Here is a 17,379-nt window from a genome sequence, read left to right as displayed (position 1 = left end):
GCGATATACTGTGCGGAATCACCACGTCCAGAGCGCATGAGCAAAGCGGCCGCCCCACCCATCGAGCTTGCCAGCGCCGATCCCTCGATCGCGCAGGAGATGACGCGCTGGCTGTTGCATCTCGGCGCCGAGCGGCGGCTGTCGCCGAAGACGCTGGAGGCCTATGGCCGCGACTTGCGGCAATGCCTGGATTTTCTCTGCGCCCATTGGGGCGAGCGCGTCACGCTCGCACGGTTCGCCGCGTTGGAAGCCACTGATGTGCGCGCCTTCATGGCGATGCGCCGCGCCGACGACATTGCCGGCCGCTCGCTGATGCGCGCGCTGGCGGGCCTGCGCTCGTTCGGCCGCTTCCTCGAGCGCGAAGGCAAGGGCAAGGTCGGCGCGTTGTCCGCGATCCGCGCGCCGAAAGTCGCAAAAAGCCTGCCCAAGCCGCTGCCGATGGCGTCGGCCAAACGGCTTGCTGACGCCGACGAGCGCGCCGGCGAGGAACGCGAGACGTGGATTTTGGCACGCGATGCCGCGGTGATGGCGCTCTTGTACGGCTCGGGCCTGCGCATCTCCGAAGCGCTCGGCCTGAAGCGCCGCGAGGTGCCGCGGCCGGGCGAGGGCGACGTGCTCGTCGTGACAGGCAAAGGCAACAAGACCCGCATGGTGCCGGTGCTGCAAAACGTGCTCGAGCTGGTGCAGGAATACGTTGCGATGTGCCCCTATCCGTTGCCGGCGGAGGGGCCGATCTTCGTCGGCGCGCGCGGCGGGCCCTTGAGCCCGCGCATCATCCAGCTTGCGATGGAGCGGCTGCGCGGCGCGCTCGGCCTGCCCGACAGCGCCACCCCACACGCGCTCCGCCATTCCTTCGCCACGCATCTACTCTCGCGCGGCGGCGACTTACGCGCCATCCAGGAACTGCTCGGCCATTCCTCGCTCTCGACCACGCAGGTCTATACCGGCATCGATTCCGAGCGGCTGCTCGAGGTCTATGCGAGCGCACATCCGCGGCGGTGACACATTGATGTCATAACGCGCGTGCCTCTTGCGCGGCGCACGCGGTTCGGTCAATCGTTGCGGAACCGAGCAGGAGGACATATGAGCGCACATGAAAGCATGGAGCATGCCGAGCACGCCGAACACGCGTCCGGCTCGAACAAGAAGATCGCGCTCCTGATCGCGGTTCTGGCGCTGTTCCTGGCGATCTCGGAGACGCTCGGCAAGGGCGCCCAGACCGAATCGATCAGCAAGAACGTCGAGGCCGCCAATCTCTGGGCGTTCTTTCAGGCCAAGAGCATCCGCCGCACCGTGGTGGCGACCGCGGCAGAGCAGGGCAAGCTGACGCTGGGTGGCACGACCGACGACGCCATGAAGGCGACGGTGCAGAAACAGGTCGACGACTGGACCAAGACCGCGCAGCGCTATCGCTCCGAGCCCGAGACCGGCGAAGGCACCGAGCAGCTCGCCGAGAAGGCCAAGCATGCCGAGCACGAACGCGACGAGGCGACCGCGAAATATCATCACTTCGAGCTGGCCTCGGCCGCGTTCCAGATCGGCATCGTGCTGGCGTCAGCCACCATCATCACCGGCATGTTCGCGCTCGCTTATGTCAGCGGCGTGCTGACGCTCGCGGGCCTGATCATGACTGCGCTCGGCCTGTGGTGGCCGCATCTCTTGCATTTGCATTAGTTGGCGCGCGCACGCTTAAAGTCACACGAACGGTGTCATGCCCCGCGAAGGCGGGGCATCCAGTACGCCGCGGCTTCTCGGTTCTAGACTAGCCGCGCTGTCTCGGAGTACTGGGCGGATTCAACCGCTCGTCGCAACACTCCAGCAAGGAGGTTGCGATGGAGAGCTGTGTGCGGGTGGGTCGTGCTCAGAAGGCCCTGCGAGAGCATTACAGACCGTTCTGGGTCGCGATTGCCTCGGGGCGATCGAGCGAGGATGCTTCGATTGAGGCCGGGGTGTCGCCGGCGGTCGGAGTGCGCTGGTTCCGGAGGGCGGGCGGTATGCCGCCAACACATTTGTCGCGGTCGTCAAAACCCTCATCAGGGCGCTACCTCTCGTTCGCCGAGCGTGAGGAGATCGCCATCTTGCGCGCGCAGGGGCATGGGGTGCGAGCCATAGCTCGCCAGCTCGATCGGCCGCCATGCACGATCTCTCGTGAGCTCCGACGCAATGTGGCGCGTCGCCACGGCGCTGCAGAGTACCGCGCGACCACGGCACAATGGCGCGCTGATCGATCCGCCCGACGACCCAAATTGGCGAAGTTGGCAATCAATCCGGCCCTGCGGGATTATGTGCAAGACCGGCTTGCCGGTATGATCGCCAAGCCGGACGGGAAGCCCCTCCCTGGCCCGAAGGTGGTGTGGAAGGGGCGCCGGGCTGTACATCGGCAAAACCGGCGCTGGGCGACGGCATGGAGCCCGGAACAGATTTCGCGGCGACTTCGGCTCGACTTCCCCGAGGATGAGACGATGCGCATCAGTCACGAGGCGATCTATCAGGCGCTTTATGTGCAGGGACGAGGGGCTTTGCGTCGCGAACTGACGGCCTGCTTGCGCACCGGGCGGGCGTTGCGGATGCCAAGGGCGCGCGCGCGTAAAGGCCGAAGCTTTATTCCTTCCGAGATCATGATCAGTCAGCGTCCGGCGGAGGCCGCCGATCGAGCTGTGCCGGGCCACTGGGAAGGTGACCTCATTATGGGCCTTGGAAGCTCCGCGATCGGCACTCTGGTGGAGCGCACGACCCGTTTTACCATTCTGCTGCATCTACCGCGCATGACGGGCCAGGAACAGGAAGCTGGGGTGAAGAAAGCACTCGCCGGACATGGCGGCTGAGGCCGTGCGCGATGCCATCACCCGCGCAATCGTCACCATGCCAGAGCAACTGCGTCGGTCACTGACTTGGGATCAAGGAGCCGAGCTGGCACAGCATGCACGTCTGAGGATCGATGCAGGCGTACAGGTCTACTTCTGCGACCCTCATAGCCCATGGCAGCGCGGCACCAACGAGAACACGAATGGGTTGCTGCGTCAGTACTTTCCAAAAGGGACCGATCTCAGCATGCACAATGCCGAGGACCTCGAGGCCGTGGCTCTCGCACTCAATACCAGGCCCAGAAAGACGCTCGGCTGGAAAACACCCGCCGAAACTCTCGACCAATTGTTACGGGTGAGCGATACACGGAGTGTTGCGACGAGCGGTTGAATCCGCCCTGAGACGCCCGGTCAAGCCGGGCGACGACACCGCGTAGGCGGCAAACAACTACCGCGCTTCGTGCACGCTTTTGCGAAAACGCTGGATCAGGCGCAGCGTCCGTGACGACCACCCCTCGCCGTTGCCGGTGATCAGCTCGCGAATGCGGCGCTTGATCGGATCGACCAGCTCGGCGGCCTTGGCGCGCACTTTCAGGACGAGCTCATAGATCCGCTCGAACCAGTGCATCTCCAGGAGCTTGTCGCGCGTGACGTCGAACACGAAGGCGGTGACGCCGACGCCGAGCATCTTCGCGAACACGATGGTGAATACCGCGCTGGTCCAGTATTCGTGCGCGAGCAGCCACAGGCCGACCAGCTTGAGCGGAAACAGCGGGATGATGGGGACCGCGAACACGATCAGCGTCATGGCCGGCGACAGCGCATCAACGCGCTCCGTCAGCCATTGCTTGAAGCGCGCAAGCGGGATGGCTGCGACGACTTTTGCAACGATCGGCTCGAGATGGTCCCACAGCCAGGCTTCGATCAGGAAGACGATCGCAAGCAGGACCCAGACCGGTTGAAGAAGGCGGCGCAGCATGTGTTGTCCCGCCCGATTCGGCTCGGGCCGTGGCTACATATGGATGGCCCGCTTGCCGACTGCAAGCGCGGCTTCCTTGACCGCTTCCGAGCGGGTCGGGTGCGCGTGGCAGGTGCGGGCGAGATCCTCCGCACTGCCGCCAAATTCCATGAGAACGCAGGCTTCATGGATCATTTCGCCGGCTTCGCGGCCGACAATGTGCACGCCGAGCACGCGATCGGTCTTCGCATCTGCGAGAATCTTCACAAAACCGTCGGTGGTCTGATTGACCTTGGAGCGCCCATTGGCGGTAAAGGGAAACTTCCCGACGGTATAGGCGACGCCGGCCTGCTTGAGTTCCTCCTCTGTCTTGCCGACAGAGGACACTTCCGGCGTGGTATACACGACGCCCGGGATGACATCGTAGTTCACGTGGCCGGCTTGGCCGGCGATGATCTCGGCGACCGCGACGCCCTCGTCCTCGGCCTTGTGCGCGAGCATGGGTCCTGCGACGACGTCGCCGATGGCGTAGACGCCCTTCAGGCTGGTAGCGAAATGCGGATCTATCTGGACGCGGCCGCGCGCGTCGAGCGCGACGCCGGCTTCCTTCAGGCCGAGCCCATGGGTGTAGGGCGTGCGGCCGATGCAGACGAGCACGACGTCGGCTTCAATAGTCTCCGCAGCACCGCCGGTAGCCGGTTCGATTTTCGCGAGCAATGCCTTGCTGTTGGCTTCGACGCCCGTGACCTTCGAACCCAGCTTGAATGCAAATCCCTGCTTTTCGAGCATCCGCTGGAATTGCCGTGCGACCTCGCCGTCCATGCCGGGCAGAATGCGATCGAGGAATTCGACCACCATGACCTCGGAACCGAGCCGGCGCCACACAGAGCCAAGTTCGAGCCCGATCACGCCCGCGCCAATGACCAGCAATCGGCCGGGCACCTTGTCCAGCGACAGCGCGCCGGTCGAGGAGACGATGCGCTTCTCGTCGATCTCGATGCCCTTGAGACGTGCGATATCCGAGCCGGTCGCGATCACGATGTTCTTGGTCTCGATCACCTGCGCCTTGCCGTCGGCGGAGACTTCGACCTTGCCGGTGCCCAAGATCTTGCCGGTGCCCTTGAGCACGTCGATCTTGTTCTTCTTCATCAGGAACTCGACGCCCTTGACGTTGCCGTCGATGCCCTGCTGCTTGAAGTTCATCATCGCGGGCAAATCGAGCTTCGGCGCGGAAACGCTCACGCCCATTTTCGCGAAGGAATGGCCGGCTTCCTCGAACATTTCGGAGGCGTGCAGCAGCGCCTTCGACGGCATGCAGCCGACATTGAGGCAGGTGCCGCCGAGCGTGGCGTTCTTTTCGACCACGGCGACTTTCATGCCAAGCTGGGCTGCGCGCACCGCGCAGACATATCCGCCCGGTCCGGTGCCGATGACGACGAGATCGTAGGTAGCCATGAGAGAAAGTCCCGTAGGTTTAGCGTGAGGATGTGTCAGCGTCCGCGCGGCGCGTCAGCGTCCGCCGGACACATCGAGAATGGCTGAGGTGACGTAGGAGGCCTCGTCCGAGATCAGCCAGACGATGGCGTTGGCGATTTCGTCGGCGGTGCCGACGCGCTTCATCGGCACCAGATGGGCCAGACGATGGGCGCGGTCGGGCTCGCCGCCGGCGGCGTGGATGTCGGTGTCGATCAGGCCGGGGCGGATCGCCGCGACGCGAATGCCTTCGCTCGCGACCTCATAGCCGAGCCCGACGGTGAAGGAATCGATCGCGCCCTTGGACGCCGCATAATCGACATAGGTATTCGGTGAGCCGAGCTTGGCCGCCACCGACGACAGGTTGACGATGACGCCGCCTTTGCCGCCGTGCTTGGTCGACATCCGCTTCACCGCCTCGCGCGCGCAGAGGATGGAGCCGGTGACGTTGACGGCCATCACCCGCTGGATGCGCTCGGCCGACATCTCGTCGACGCGCACGCCGCTCTTGCCGACGATGCCGCCATTGTTGACGAGCGCGCCAAGCGTGCCGAACTTGTCGGCTTGCTTGAACAGCTCGAGGATGTCGCTTTCCTCGGCGACATCGCATTTCACCGCAATGGCCTTGCCGTTCTTGGCTTCGATCGCGGCCACGACTTCGTCCGCAGCCTGCTTGTTGCTGGCGTAGCCGACCACGACGCGGAAGCCGCGCGCGGCCGCCGCAAGCGCGGTCGCCCGTCCGATGCCGCGGCTGCCGCCGGTGATGACAACGACTTTATCCGTCATGCGCGCCTCCATGGTTCGACATGCGCCGTCGCGTTTAGTTGCGACGGCGCTCGCAAAGCATCAGGGATCAGAGATCGAGCACCAGACGTGCCGGATCTTCCAGGCTCTCCTTGACGCGGACCAGGAAGGTGACGGCTTCCTTGCCGTCGATCACGCGGTGGTCATAGGACAGCGCCAGGTACATCATCGGGCGGACCTCGATCTTGCCGCCGACGACCATCGGCCGCTCCTGGATCTTGTGCATGCCCAAAATGCCGGACTGCGGCGCGTTCAGGATCGGGGTCGACATCAGCGAGCCGTAGATGCCGCCATTGGTGATGGTGAAGGTGCCGCCCTGCATCTCGTCGATCTTGAGCTGGCCGTCGCGGGCGCGGCGACCGAAATCAGCGATGCTCTTCTCGATGTCGGAGATCGACTTGTGGTCGCAGTCGCGCACCACGGGGACGACGAGGCCCTTGTCGGTGCCGACAGCAACGCCGACGTGGTAATAGTTCTTGTAGATCAGGTCGCTGCCGTCGATCTCGGCGTTGACGGCCGGGATGTCCTTCAGCGCCTGCACGACAGCCTTGGTGAAGAAGCCCATGAAGCCGAGCTTGGCGCCATGCTTCTTCTCGAACGCATCCTTGTAGTGGGCACGCAGCGCCATGACGTTGGTCATATCGACCTCGTTGAAGGTCGTGAGCATGGCCGCGGTGTTCTGCACGTCCTTGAGCCGGCGCGCGATGGTCTGGCGCAGGCGGGTCATCTTGACGCGCTCTTCGCGGGCGGCGTCATCGGCCGGCGACGGCGCGCGGACCTGAACGGCGGCGGCGGGCTGGTTGACCGGGGTCGGCGCGGAGGCCGCACGCTCGATCGCGGCGAGCATGTCGCCCTTGGTGACGCGGCCGTCCTTGCCGGAACCAGGAACGGTTGAGGCGTCGATGCCGGTCTCGGCCGACAGCTTGCGCACCGACGGGGCCAGCGGCGCATCGGCCGGCGGCGCCTTCGCGGCCGGGGCCGGTGCAGCAGCGGCTGCAGCGGGAGCCGGAGCAGCGGCAGCCTTGGCGGGAGCAGCGGCCGGCTTTGCAGCACCTGCGCCTTCGGTGATCTGGCCGAGCAGCGCACCGACCGCGACCGTCGCGCCATCAGCAGCGATGATCTCGCTCAGCGTGCCAGCGGAGGGCGCCGGGACTTCGATGGTGACCTTGTCGGTCTCGAGCTCCACCAAGGGCTCGTCGACGGCGACGGGATCACCGGCCTTCTTGAACCAACGGCCGATGGTGGCCTCGGTGACGGATTCGCCGAGCGTCGGCACTCGAATTTCAGTCATGGTCTTTTCCTTAAGGGGATCGCCAATGCGGTCATGAATTCTCAGGTGTCATCGCCCGCCTTGTGCGCAATTGCGCACGGGGGCGAACGATCCAGTACGCCGAGACGTTGGTGATCAGAACGAACGCCGCAGAGTACTGGATGCCCCGCCCTAGTTGCGCAACTGCGCACAAGGCGGGGCATGACTCAGTTTAAAATTGTCTAGCTCAGTGCTTCGTCCAGGAACGCCTTCAGCTGCGCCTGATGCTTGGACATCAGGCCCGTGGCGGTCGCGGCGGAAGCGGCGCGTCCGACATAACGCGGACGCCGGCTCGCACCGTGCACCTGGTTCAGCACCCATTCCAGATAGGGCTCGATGAAGTGCCAGGCACCCATGTTGCGGGGCTCTTCCTGGCACCACACCACTTCCGCCTTCTTGAAGCGTGACAGCTCGACCACCAGCGCCTTCAGCGGCACCGGATAGAGCTGCTCGACGCGCATCAGATAGATGTCGTCGATGCCGCGCCTCTCGCGCTCCTCGTAGAGGTCGTAATAGACCTTGCCGGAGCAGAGCACGATACGGCGGATCTTCTCGTCCGGGACGAGCTTGCTCGCCTCGTTCGGCTGCATCTGGGCGTCATCATAGAGGATGCGGTGGAAGGTCGTGCCCTTCGCGAGCTCTTCGAGACGCGACACCGCCCGCTTGTGACGCAGCAGCGACTTCGGCGTCATCATGATCAGCGGCTTGCGGATCTCGCGGTGGAGTTGGCGCCGCAGCACATGGAAGTAGTTCGCCGGCGTGGTCGGATAGACCACCTGCATGTTGTCTTCCGCGCACATCTGCAAGTAACGCTCGAGACGCGCCGAGGAGTGCTCCGGTCCCTGGCCCTCATAGCCGTGCGGCAGCAGGCAGACGAGGCCGGACATGCGCAGCCATTTGCGCTCGCCCGAGGAGATGAACTGGTCGAACACGACCTGCGCGCCGTTGGCGAAGTCGCCAAACTGGGCTTCCCACAGCGTCAGCGTGTTCGGCTCGGCGAGCGAGTAGCCGTATTCGAAGCCGAGCACGGCCTCTTCCGACAGCAGCGAGTTGATGACCTCATAATGGCCCTGCTCGTGGCCAAGATGGTTGAACGGCGTGTAGCGGCTCTCGTCCTCCTGGTCGATCAGGACCGAGTGGCGCTGCGAGAAGGTGCCGCGCTCCGAATCCTGTCCGGACAGGCGGACGTGATGGTTTTCGTTGAGCAACGAGCAGAACGCCAGCGCCTCGCCGGTCGCCCAGTCGATGCCGTTGCCGCTGTCGATCGCCTTCGAGCGGTTGTCAAGGAAACGCTGGATGGTGCGGTGAACGCGGAAGCCGTCCGGCACCTTGGTGATCTTGCGGCCGATGTCTTTCAGCGTGGCGATGTCGACGCCGGTGACCCCGCGCCGCGCATCCTCTTCCTGGTCGGCGATCTTGAAGCCGGACCACTTGCCGTCGAGCCAGTCGGCCTTGTTCGGCTTATAGGAGGTGCCGGCCTCGAACTCGGCATCGAGCCGCGCGCGCCAGTCGGCCTTCAGCTTGTCGACCTCGCCCTCGGTGACCACGCCTTCGGCAATCAGGCGCTTGGAGTAGAGAGTGAGGGTCGAGGGATGGGCCGCGATCCGCTTGTACATCACGGGTTGGGTGAACCCCGGCTCATCGCCCTCATTGTGGCCGTAGCGCCGATAGCACCACATGTCGATCACGACCGGCTTGTGGAACTTCTGCCGGAATTCGGTCGCGACCTTGGCCGCGAACACCACGGCTTCCGGATCGTCGCCGTTCACGTGGAAGATCGGCGCGTCGATCATCTTCGCCACATCCGACGGATAAGGCGAGGAGCGCGAGTAACGCGGATAGGTGGTGAAGCCGATCTGGTTGTTGACGATGAAGTGCACGGAGCCGCCGGTGCGGTAGCCCTTCAGGTCCGACAGGCCGAAGCACTCCGCGACCACGCCCTGGCCGGCGAACGCGGCGTCGCCGTGCATCAAAAGCGGCATCACCGAGATGCGCATGTCCGGGGGATCGCCGTGCTGGTCCTGCTTGGCGCGGACCTTGCCGAGCACCACGGGATCGACGATCTCGAGATGCGAGGGGTTGGCGGTGAGCGACAGATGGATGCGGTTGCCGTCGAACTCGCGGTCCGAGGACGCGCCGAGGTGGTACTTGACGTCGCCCGAGCCTTCGACCGCGTCGGGGTTGGCCGAGCCGCCCTTGAACTCGTGGAACAGTGCGCGATGGGCCTTGCCCAACACCTGGGTCAGCACGTTGAGGCGGCCGCGATGCGGCATGCCGAGCACGATCTCCTTCACGCCGAGATTGCCGCCGCGCTTGATGATCTGCTCGAGCGCGGGGATCAGCGCTTCACCGCCATCGAGGCCGAAGCGCTTGGTGCCGGTGAACTTGGTGTCGCAGAACTTTTCGAAACCCTCGGCTTCGACCAGCTTCGTCAGGATGGCGCGGCGGCCTTCGCGGGTGAACGAGATCTCCTTGTCCGGTCCCTCGATCCGCTCCTGGATCCAGGCCTTCTGCGCGGCATTGCTGATATGCATGAACTCGACGCCGAGCGTCTGGCAGTAGGTGCGCTCGCAGATCGCGGTGATCTCGCGCAGCGTGCCGTATTCGAGGCCGAGCACGTGATCGAGGAATATCTTGCGGTCGAAATCGGCTTCGCTGAAGCCGTAGGTGCGCGGGTCGAGCTCTTCGCGGTTGCGCTGGGCTTCGATGCCGAGCGGATCGAGCTTGGCGTGGAAATGGCCGCGCATGCGGTAGGAGCGGATCAGCATCAGCGCGCGGACCGAGTCGCGCGTGGCCTGAAGCACGTCGGCAGAGGAGATGTCGGCACCCTTGGCCTGCGCCTTGGCGGCGATCTTGGCACCGACCGCCTTCTCGACCTCGGCCCAGTTGCCGTCGAGGGCCGACGTGAGGTCGTCCTGCGGTGTCAGCGGCCAGTTGTCGCGCTCCCAGGACGGCCCTTCCGCGTTCTTCCGGACGTCGGCGGGCTGGTCGTTGAGGCTCTTGAAGAACTCCCGCCACTCGGCGTCGACCGAGGACGGATCCTTCTCGTAGCGGGCGTAGATTTCGTCGATGTAGGTGGCGTTGGTGCCCTGCAAAAAGGATGAGAGGGCAAAGGCTGCGTTCGCGTCCTGGCGAGACATACTGGAGTTCCTGGCGATTTCGGTTCGCGCATAACAAACGGCGCTGGCGCCGAGCTCCCGGCAGAGGCTCGGCGCGACAGGCACCCTTTACCCTATTTGCTGCGAAACTTCGCCCGGAAAAGCACGAAGAAGTGAATTAACCTTTCAACTTTTCGGCAAGCGTATGTCCGAGGCGCGCGGGCGACGGAGAGACGGTGATTCCGGCCGATTTCATCGCTTCCGTCTTGGATCCGGCGTCGCCCTTGCCACCCGAGATGATCGCGCCGGCATGACCCATACGGCGGCCGGGGGGTGCCGTGACACCGGCGATGAAGCCGACCATCGGCTTCTTACGGCCGCGCTTGGCCTCGTCCTTGAGGAACTGGGCGGCGTCTTCCTCGGCGGAACCGCCGATCTCGCCGATCATGATGATCGATTCGGTCTTGGGGTCGGCGAGCAGCATCTCCAGCACGTCGATGAACTCAGTGCCCTTGACCGGGTCGCCGCCGATGCCGACCGCAGTGGTCTGGCCGAGGCCTTCCTGGGAGGTCTGGAACACGGCCTCATAGGTCAGCGTGCCGGAGCGGGAGACGATGCCGACGCTGCCGGTCTTGAAGATGTTGGCCGGCATGATGCCGATCTTGCACTCGCCGGCGGTCATGACGCCCGGGCAGTTCGGCCCGATCAGGCGCGACTTGGAGCCGATCAGCGAGCGCTTCACACGCACCATGTCGACGACCGGAATGCCCTCGGTGATGCAGACGATCAGCGGGATCTCGGCATCGATGGCTTCGCAGATCGCGTCCGCCGCACCCGGCGGGGGCACGTAGATCACCGACGCATCGGCGCCGGTCTTCTCACGCGCCTCGCGCACGGTGTCGAACACCGGCAGGCCCAGATGGGTCGCGCCGCCTTTGCCGGGCGAGGTGCCGCCGACCATCTTGGTGCCATAGGCAAGCGCGGCCTCCGAGTGGAAGGTGCCGTTCTTGCCGGTAAAGCCCTGGCAGATGACCTTGGTGTTCTTGTCGATCAGGATGGACATGAGATCTGCTTTCGCGAACTAACGAGTGAGAGGTCAGTGGATGCGGCGGTAGACGCCGGTGAGCACGTCGGCCCAGCCTTCCGCGTCCGGCGAGAACTGGATCCTCAACGAATAGGAATTGTCGTCGATGATCTCGTAGACGTGGCGCGCATTGCCGCGGAGCGAGCCGCGCACCAGCGTCAGGGTCTTGCCGACCCAGCCGCCGGAAGCGGGCGAGGGCGGCGTGTAGCCGAGCGAGTCGTACCAGAACAATTTGTAGGTCCGATCGTCGCGGTCGTAGGTGAAGATGCCGTGGGTGGCGAAGATCTGCTTGCCGTCGCGCATCTGGACCGAGTCCTGGATCAGATAGAACCCGTTGAGGTCCATGCGCGCGACGACGTGCGAGGTGGCCGGTCCGCCCTCCGTCCAACGCGACGGAAAGACCATCTCTTCGCCATTCCATTCGCCGGCGAACGCGGCGAGGCGCGTGTGCTCGGGGAGCGGAGATGATGCGGCGAGATGGTCCTGGGCCATGGCCTTAGCCTCCCTTGACGGCCTTCACGATCTTCTGCGCGGCGTCGTCGAGATTGTCGGCCGGCACCACGTTCAGGCCGGATTCACGGATGATCTTCTTGCCGAGCTCGACATTGGTGCCTTCGAGGCGGACCACCAGCGGGACGCTGAGGCCGACCTCGCGCACAGCGGCGGTGACGCCCTCGGCGATCACGTCGCACTTCATGATGCCACCGAAGATGTTGACCAGGATGCCCTTCACGTTGGGATCCGCGGTGATGATCTTGAAGGCGGCAGCGACCTTTTCCTTGCTGGCGCTGCCGCCGACGTCGAGGAAGTTGGCCGGCGACATGCCGTAGAGCTTGATGATGTCCATCGTCGCCATGGCAAGACCGGCGCCGTTGACCATGCAGCCAATATTGCCGTCGAGCGTGACGTAGTTGAGATCGTATTTCGACGCCTCGATTTCCTTGGCGTCTTCCTCGGTCTCGTCGCGCAGCGCGAGCACCTCGGGGTGCCGGAACAGCGCGTTGTCGTCGAACGAGACCTTGGCGTCGAGCACGCGGAGCTGGCCCTGCTTGGTCACGACCAGCGGGTTGATCTCCAGCATCGACATGTCCTTGGCGACGAAGGCGGCGTAGAGCTGCGCGGTCAGCTTCTCGGCCTGCTTGGCGAGATCGCCTGACAGGTTCAGCGCCTTCGCAACGGTGCGGCCGTGATGGCCCATGACGCCGGTCGCGGGATCGACCGAGAAGGTCACGATCTTCTCAGGCATGTTGTGCGCGACCTCCTCGATGTTGACGCCGCCCTCGGTCGAGACGACGAAGGAGACGCGCGAGGTCTCGCGGTCGACCAGGATCGAGAGGTAGAATTCCTTGTCGATGTCGGAGCCGTCCTCGATGTAGACGCGGTTGACCTGCTTGCCAGCGGGACCGGTCTGCACGGTCACGAGCGTGGCGCCCAGCATCTGCTTGGCGAATTCGGAGACCTCGGCGGCCGACTTGGCGATGCGGACGCCGCCCTTGTCGCCGGCCGAGGCTTCCTTGAACTTGCCCTTGCCGCGGCCGCCGGCGTGGATCTGGCTCTTCACCACCCAGACCGGGCCCGGCAGCGCCTTGGCGGCGGCTTCCGCGTCAGCGGGCTTAAGGACAGGCACGCCCTTGGAAATCGGCACGCCGAACTCGCTCAGCAGCGCTTTGGCCTGGTACTCATGGATATTCATATGGTCGCTCCCTGAACCCGCGGGCGGTGACCTCAAGGGCCCACCTCAGTCTTGTGGCTGGCATACCATATACCACAGGAACTGCAACCCGGATTCTTTGACTTCGAGATCTCTGAACTGGGAGATCACTGGCTGGCCCGGAGCCCGCCCGGACACCCGGGCTCCGGAAATGAAACCGCCGAAGACCGGTTTTCGGGCTTCGGCGGGAATTGCTGGCGCTTAGCGACCGAGAAGATCGGGGGCGATCTTCTTGCAGGCATCGACCAGGCCCTGGACGGCGCCGACCGACTTGTCGAAGGCCTCGCGGTCCTTGCCGGCGAGCTCGATCTCGACCACGCGCTCGACGCCCTTGGCGCCGATCACGACGGGCACGCCGACATACATGTCCTTCACGCTGTACTCGCCGTTGAGGTAGGCGGCGCAGGGCAGCACGCGCTTCTTGTCCCGCAGATAGCTCTCGGCCATCGCGATCGCGGACGCCGCCGGCGCGTAGAACGCCGAGCCGGTCTTGAGCAGGTTGACGATCTCGGCGCCGCCGTTGCGGGTGCGGTCGACGATCTCATCGAGACGCGCCTGCGAGGTCCAGCCCATCTTGACGAGGTCGGGCAGCGGGATGCCGGCGACGGTGGAGTATTTCACCAGCGGCACCATGGTGTCGCCATGGCCGCCGAGCACGAAGGCGGTGACGTCCTCGACCGAGACGTTGAACTCATCGGCCAGGAAGTAGCGGAAGCGCGCCGAATCCAGCACGCCGGCCATGCCGACGACTTTCTTGTGCGGCAGGCCCGAGGCCTTCTGCAGCGCCCAGACCATCGCGTCGAGCGGGTTGGTGATGCAGATGACGAAAGCGTCGGGAGCGTACTTCTTGATGCCGGCACCGACCTGCTCCATGACCTTGAGGTTGATGGAGAGGAGGTCGTCGCGGCTCATGCCGGGCTTGCGCGGCACGCCGGCGGTGACGATGCAAACTTTTGCGTTGTCGAGCGCTTCGTAGGAGTTCGCGCCGCTGTAGTGCGCGTCAAAGCCGTCGACCGGCGAGGACTGCGCGATGTCGAGCGCCTTGCCCTGCGGCACGCCCTCGGCGATGTCGAACATCACGACGTCGCCCAATTCTTTCAGGCCGATGAGGTGAGCCAGCGTTCCGCCGATCTGGCCGGAGCCAATCAAAGCAATCTTGTCGCGCGCCATGTGAACCTGTCCTTTAGACACGTAAGGAGGGGAAAACTGAGACGGGTGGTTATCCCTTTCGCCTCCCCCGTTCAAGTCGGTGGATGCCCAATTGTCGGGCTTGGCGCGATAGCAGCCATACCCGGTCCGTCATTCCGGGATGCGCCGACAGGCGCAGGCCTGGAATCCATTGAGCTGCAGAGTTGGTGATGCGATGGATTCCGGGCTCGCGCGTGGCGCACCCTGGAATGACAGCGCTGGCAAATAGGACTTAAGTCTCTACCAGGCCCTTGGTCGAGCCGCTGGCGGTGGAATCCTTGCGGCCGTGAGGCAGCGCTAGATAGGATTCCGAGCTCATCTCGATCAGGCGTGAGGCGGTCCGCTTGAACTCGTTGGCCTCGTTGCCTTCGGTGGCGAGGTACAGCGAGATCGGATTGGCATCGGCCGAGGCCATCAGCTTCACCGCATTGTCATAGAGCGTGTCGATCAGCGTGATGAAACGCTTGGCGGCGTTGCGCTGGGAGAAGTCCATCACTGGAATATGGTCGACCAGGATGGTGTGATAGTCGTGCGCGAGCCTGAGGTAGTCCGATGCCCCAAGCGGCTTCTCGCAGAGATCGGCGAACGAGAACCGCGCCACGCCATGGGCCGAGCATGGCACGTGCAGGATGCGTCCCTTGATCGAAATGTCGTGCGGCTTGCATCGGGCGCCGCCGCTCATCTTCGACCAGGCGCGGTCGAGCGCTGCGTCCGCATCAACGTCCGCCGGCGTCAGCCACATCGGCACGCCCTGAAGCTTCTCCAGGCGGAAGTCGGTGCGCGCATCGAGCCGCGCGACATCCATGTGGTCGGTGATCTGCTTGATGAAAGGCAGGAACAGCGACCGGTTCAGGCCGCCCTTGTAGAGATCGTCGGGTGCGACGTTGGAGGTCGCGACCACGACGGTGCCGAGCTCGAACAGCTTTGCGAACAGACGGCCGAGGATCATCGCGTCCGCGATGTCGGTGACATGGAATTCGTCGAAGCAGAGCAGCCAGCTCTCCTCGAAGATCGCGTTCGCGGTCAGCGCGATGACGTCGCCGTCGGCGATCTCGCCGCGCGCGATGCCCTGGCGATAGTCGTAGATGCGCTCATGCGCTTCCGCCATGAACTCGTGGAAATGCGCGCGGCGCTTGTGCTCGACGGTACTGTACTGGAAGAACAGGTCCATCAGCATGGTCTTGCCGCGACCGACCTCGCCATGGATGTAGAGCCCGCGCGGCGCCTCGTCCTTGTCACTGCTGAACAGGCGGCTGAGCAGGCCCTGCTTGCGCTGCGGCTTGTAAGTCGCGAGCCGCAGGTCGAGCGCCGCATAGGCCTCGGCCACTTCGGCCTGCGCGGCATCCGGCTCGATCGCGCCGGACGCGATCTCGGCCTGATAGGCTTCGCTGAACGGGGAACTTGGGGTCGTGAGCATGGCCCCTTACCGCCAGAGACCGGCGGAAATTGCAAGCCGTGAATTGGTGGACGGGGTATGCGGATTCGTGTCCCGGACGCGCTGATCCGGGACCCACCGTTTCGTTCATCGCCAAATTTCGTTCATCGCTGAGCGCTGGGCCCCGGCTCTACGGCCGGGGCAGGAGAGCGAGCTACGCACACAGCTCGTAAGCGTCCTCGACGACATACGGGCCGCCGCCGGTGGAGGCGCGGGACGAGAACAGAACAAAGCGCTCCGCCATGAACGCCTTGCTCGGGAAGTAGCCGCGCAGCGAGAGATAGTCGGCGACGTCGCGATCGGATGCGTCGTGCAGCCGGGCCAGCGTGACATGCGGGATGAATTTGCGGCCTTCAGGGTCGAGACCGATCCGCTGCATCATGCGTTCGAGCTCGGCCTGCAATTCCATCAGCGGCTTGCTCGGCGCGATCGTCGCAACGACTGCCCGCGGTTTGCGGCCGCCAAAACTCGTGAGGCCCTGCACCTTCACCTCGAACGGCTTGCGGTCGACGCGAAACAGCATCGAGGCGATCTCGTTGGCGGAGACACCATCGATATCGCCGATGAAGCGCAGGGTGACGTGATAATTTTCGGGATCGATCCAGCGGGCGCCGGGAAGGCCACCCCTCAAGTTGGAAAGCGACTGGCCGATCTCGGCCGGAATTTCCAGACCAGTGAACAAACGCGGCATCGTTTCGCACTCCCGATGCTTGGGTACAGCCCCTGGGAAGCAGGACCATAACCAAATTAGAGCCGGCGACGAATCACCGGTACCCTGATTCCTATCGCAGTTGTGTGACTCTGCGAAGCTTAGCCCGCCTCACCCCGGTAAAACCCTGGGAATTACGTTTAGCGCTGCCTGCTTTTCAACGCCGTTGCTCAGCGATCGTGCCAAGGAATGCCTCCACGGTGGGCATCATCCTTTCGACGATGATGTCGACGCCGGCCGCGGTCGGATGAATGCCGTCGGCCTGGTTGAGCTTGGCGTCGGCTGCGACGGCGTCGAGGAAGAACGGATAGAGCGGCACGTCGAATTTTTTCGCCAGCTCCGGATAAATCGAATTGAAGCGCGCGGCGTAATCGGCGCCGTAATTCGGCGGCGCCAGCATGCCGCACAGCAGCACCGCGATCTTGCGTGCCTTGAGCCGCTGGATGATGTCGCTCAGCGCGGCGCGCGTCAAATCGGGATCGATGCCGCGCAGCGCGTCGTTGGCGCCGAGCTCGACGATGACGGCCTCGGTTCCTTCAGGCACCGACCAGTCGAGCCGGTCGCGACCGCCGGAGGACGTGTCGCCGGACACTCCGGCATTGACCATGTCGACCGCTATGCCTTTGGCCTGCAAGGCTTTTTGAAGTTTTTGGGGGAATGCTTCCTGGGCCGGCAGGCCGAGACCGGCGCTCAGGGAATCGCCGAGAACGACAAGCTTGATCGGCTTCTGCCCCTGTGCCGAGGCCGGCGTGATGGCCGTCATCAAAGCGAACATCAACACGGCTAAGTGCATGAACAATCCGTAA

The 17,379-nt window shown here is 64.3% G+C and carries 14 protein-coding genes and 1 pseudogene; 3 read left to right on the top strand and 12 right to left on the bottom strand.

Annotated elements, in window-relative coordinates; all coding sequences use genetic code 11:
* The first annotated feature begins 36 nt into the window (after nt 1-36).
* The 3 genes and pseudogenes from ACNJX8_RS01900 (at nt 37) to ACNJX8_RS01890 (ending at nt 3,195) form a co-directional block, all read left to right on the top strand.
* Nucleotides 37-1,002: a tyrosine recombinase XerC gene (locus ACNJX8_RS01900; protein WP_439359372.1), complete on the top strand. Its 966-nt coding sequence runs from the start codon at nt 37-39 to the stop codon at nt 1,000-1,002.
* Between the two features lie 81 nt (nt 1,003-1,083).
* A complete protein-coding gene (locus tag ACNJX8_RS01895) occupies nt 1,084-1,674 on the top strand; it encodes a DUF4337 domain-containing protein (protein WP_128942448.1) in 591 nt (196 codons plus the stop codon).
* Nucleotides 1,675-1,832: 158 nt separating this feature from the next.
* Nucleotides 1,833-3,195: pseudogene (locus ACNJX8_RS01890) on the top strand (IS30 family transposase).
* 57 nt (nt 3,196-3,252) lie between these two features.
* On the opposite strand, the gene ACNJX8_RS01885 reads toward ACNJX8_RS01890, so the two are convergent.
* From ACNJX8_RS01885 to ACNJX8_RS01830, 12 genes are all read right to left on the bottom strand, one after another.
* Complete coding sequence (locus ACNJX8_RS01885; protein WP_091893104.1) at nt 3,253-3,783, bottom strand: hypothetical protein; 531 nt, start codon at nt 3,781-3,783, stop codon at nt 3,253-3,255.
* A 33-nt stretch (nt 3,784-3,816) separates the two neighbouring features.
* The gene (gene lpdA, locus ACNJX8_RS01880; RefSeq protein ID WP_439359371.1) at nt 3,817-5,217 is read right to left on the bottom strand and encodes a dihydrolipoyl dehydrogenase; all 1,401 of its coding nucleotides are present in this window, start codon (nt 5,215-5,217) and stop codon (nt 3,817-3,819) included.
* Between the two features lie 54 nt (nt 5,218-5,271).
* The gene (locus ACNJX8_RS01875) at nt 5,272-6,021 is read right to left on the bottom strand and encodes an SDR family oxidoreductase (RefSeq protein WP_164939881.1); all 750 of its coding nucleotides are present in this window, start codon (nt 6,019-6,021) and stop codon (nt 5,272-5,274) included.
* 67 nt (nt 6,022-6,088) lie between these two features.
* Entirely contained in the window at nt 6,089-7,330 is a 1,242-nt protein-coding gene (gene odhB / locus ACNJX8_RS01870; protein WP_439359370.1) for a 2-oxoglutarate dehydrogenase complex dihydrolipoyllysine-residue succinyltransferase, read from the bottom strand.
* A 200-nt stretch (nt 7,331-7,530) separates the two neighbouring features.
* Nucleotides 7,531-10,488 carry a 2-oxoglutarate dehydrogenase E1 component gene (locus ACNJX8_RS01865; RefSeq protein ID WP_128942444.1) on the bottom strand — a complete coding sequence of 986 codons (2,958 nt, stop codon included), beginning with the start codon at nt 10,486-10,488 and terminating at the stop codon, nt 7,531-7,533.
* Nucleotides 10,489-10,624: 136 nt separating this feature from the next.
* Nucleotides 10,625-11,509: a succinate--CoA ligase subunit alpha gene (gene sucD, locus ACNJX8_RS01860; RefSeq protein WP_091893094.1), complete on the bottom strand. Its 885-nt coding sequence runs from the start codon at nt 11,507-11,509 to the stop codon at nt 10,625-10,627.
* A 33-nt stretch (nt 11,510-11,542) separates the two neighbouring features.
* The gene (locus tag ACNJX8_RS01855) at nt 11,543-12,022 is read right to left on the bottom strand and encodes a DUF1579 family protein (protein ID WP_439359369.1); all 480 of its coding nucleotides are present in this window, start codon (nt 12,020-12,022) and stop codon (nt 11,543-11,545) included.
* A gap of 4 nt (nt 12,023-12,026) precedes the next feature.
* Nucleotides 12,027-13,223, bottom strand: coding sequence for an ADP-forming succinate--CoA ligase subunit beta (sucC, locus tag ACNJX8_RS01850; RefSeq protein ID WP_439359368.1), 1,197 nt, complete (start codon nt 13,221-13,223; stop codon nt 12,027-12,029).
* A 219-nt stretch (nt 13,224-13,442) separates the two neighbouring features.
* A complete protein-coding gene (gene mdh / locus ACNJX8_RS01845; RefSeq protein WP_128930653.1) occupies nt 13,443-14,411 on the bottom strand; it encodes a malate dehydrogenase in 969 nt (322 codons plus the stop codon).
* 250 nt (nt 14,412-14,661) lie between these two features.
* Nucleotides 14,662-15,846, bottom strand: a complete 1,185-nt coding sequence (zapE, locus tag ACNJX8_RS01840) for a cell division protein ZapE (protein ID WP_249759051.1) — start codon at nt 15,844-15,846, stop codon at nt 14,662-14,664.
* Between the two features lie 172 nt (nt 15,847-16,018).
* Nucleotides 16,019-16,555 carry an RNA 2',3'-cyclic phosphodiesterase gene (gene thpR, locus ACNJX8_RS01835; RefSeq protein WP_091893084.1) on the bottom strand — a complete coding sequence of 179 codons (537 nt, stop codon included), beginning with the start codon at nt 16,553-16,555 and terminating at the stop codon, nt 16,019-16,021.
* 175 nt (nt 16,556-16,730) lie between these two features.
* The gene (locus ACNJX8_RS01830) at nt 16,731-17,366 is read right to left on the bottom strand and encodes an arylesterase (RefSeq protein ID WP_439359367.1); all 636 of its coding nucleotides are present in this window, start codon (nt 17,364-17,366) and stop codon (nt 16,731-16,733) included.
* Between the last annotated feature and the right edge of the window lie 13 nt (nt 17,367-17,379).

Origin of the sequence: Bradyrhizobium sp. SPXBL-04 (assembly GCF_051853035.1) — a bacterium.
GTDB lineage: Bacteria > Pseudomonadota > Alphaproteobacteria > Rhizobiales > Xanthobacteraceae > Bradyrhizobium > Bradyrhizobium zhanjiangense.
This window is presented reverse-complemented; position numbering and strand designations above follow the sequence as displayed.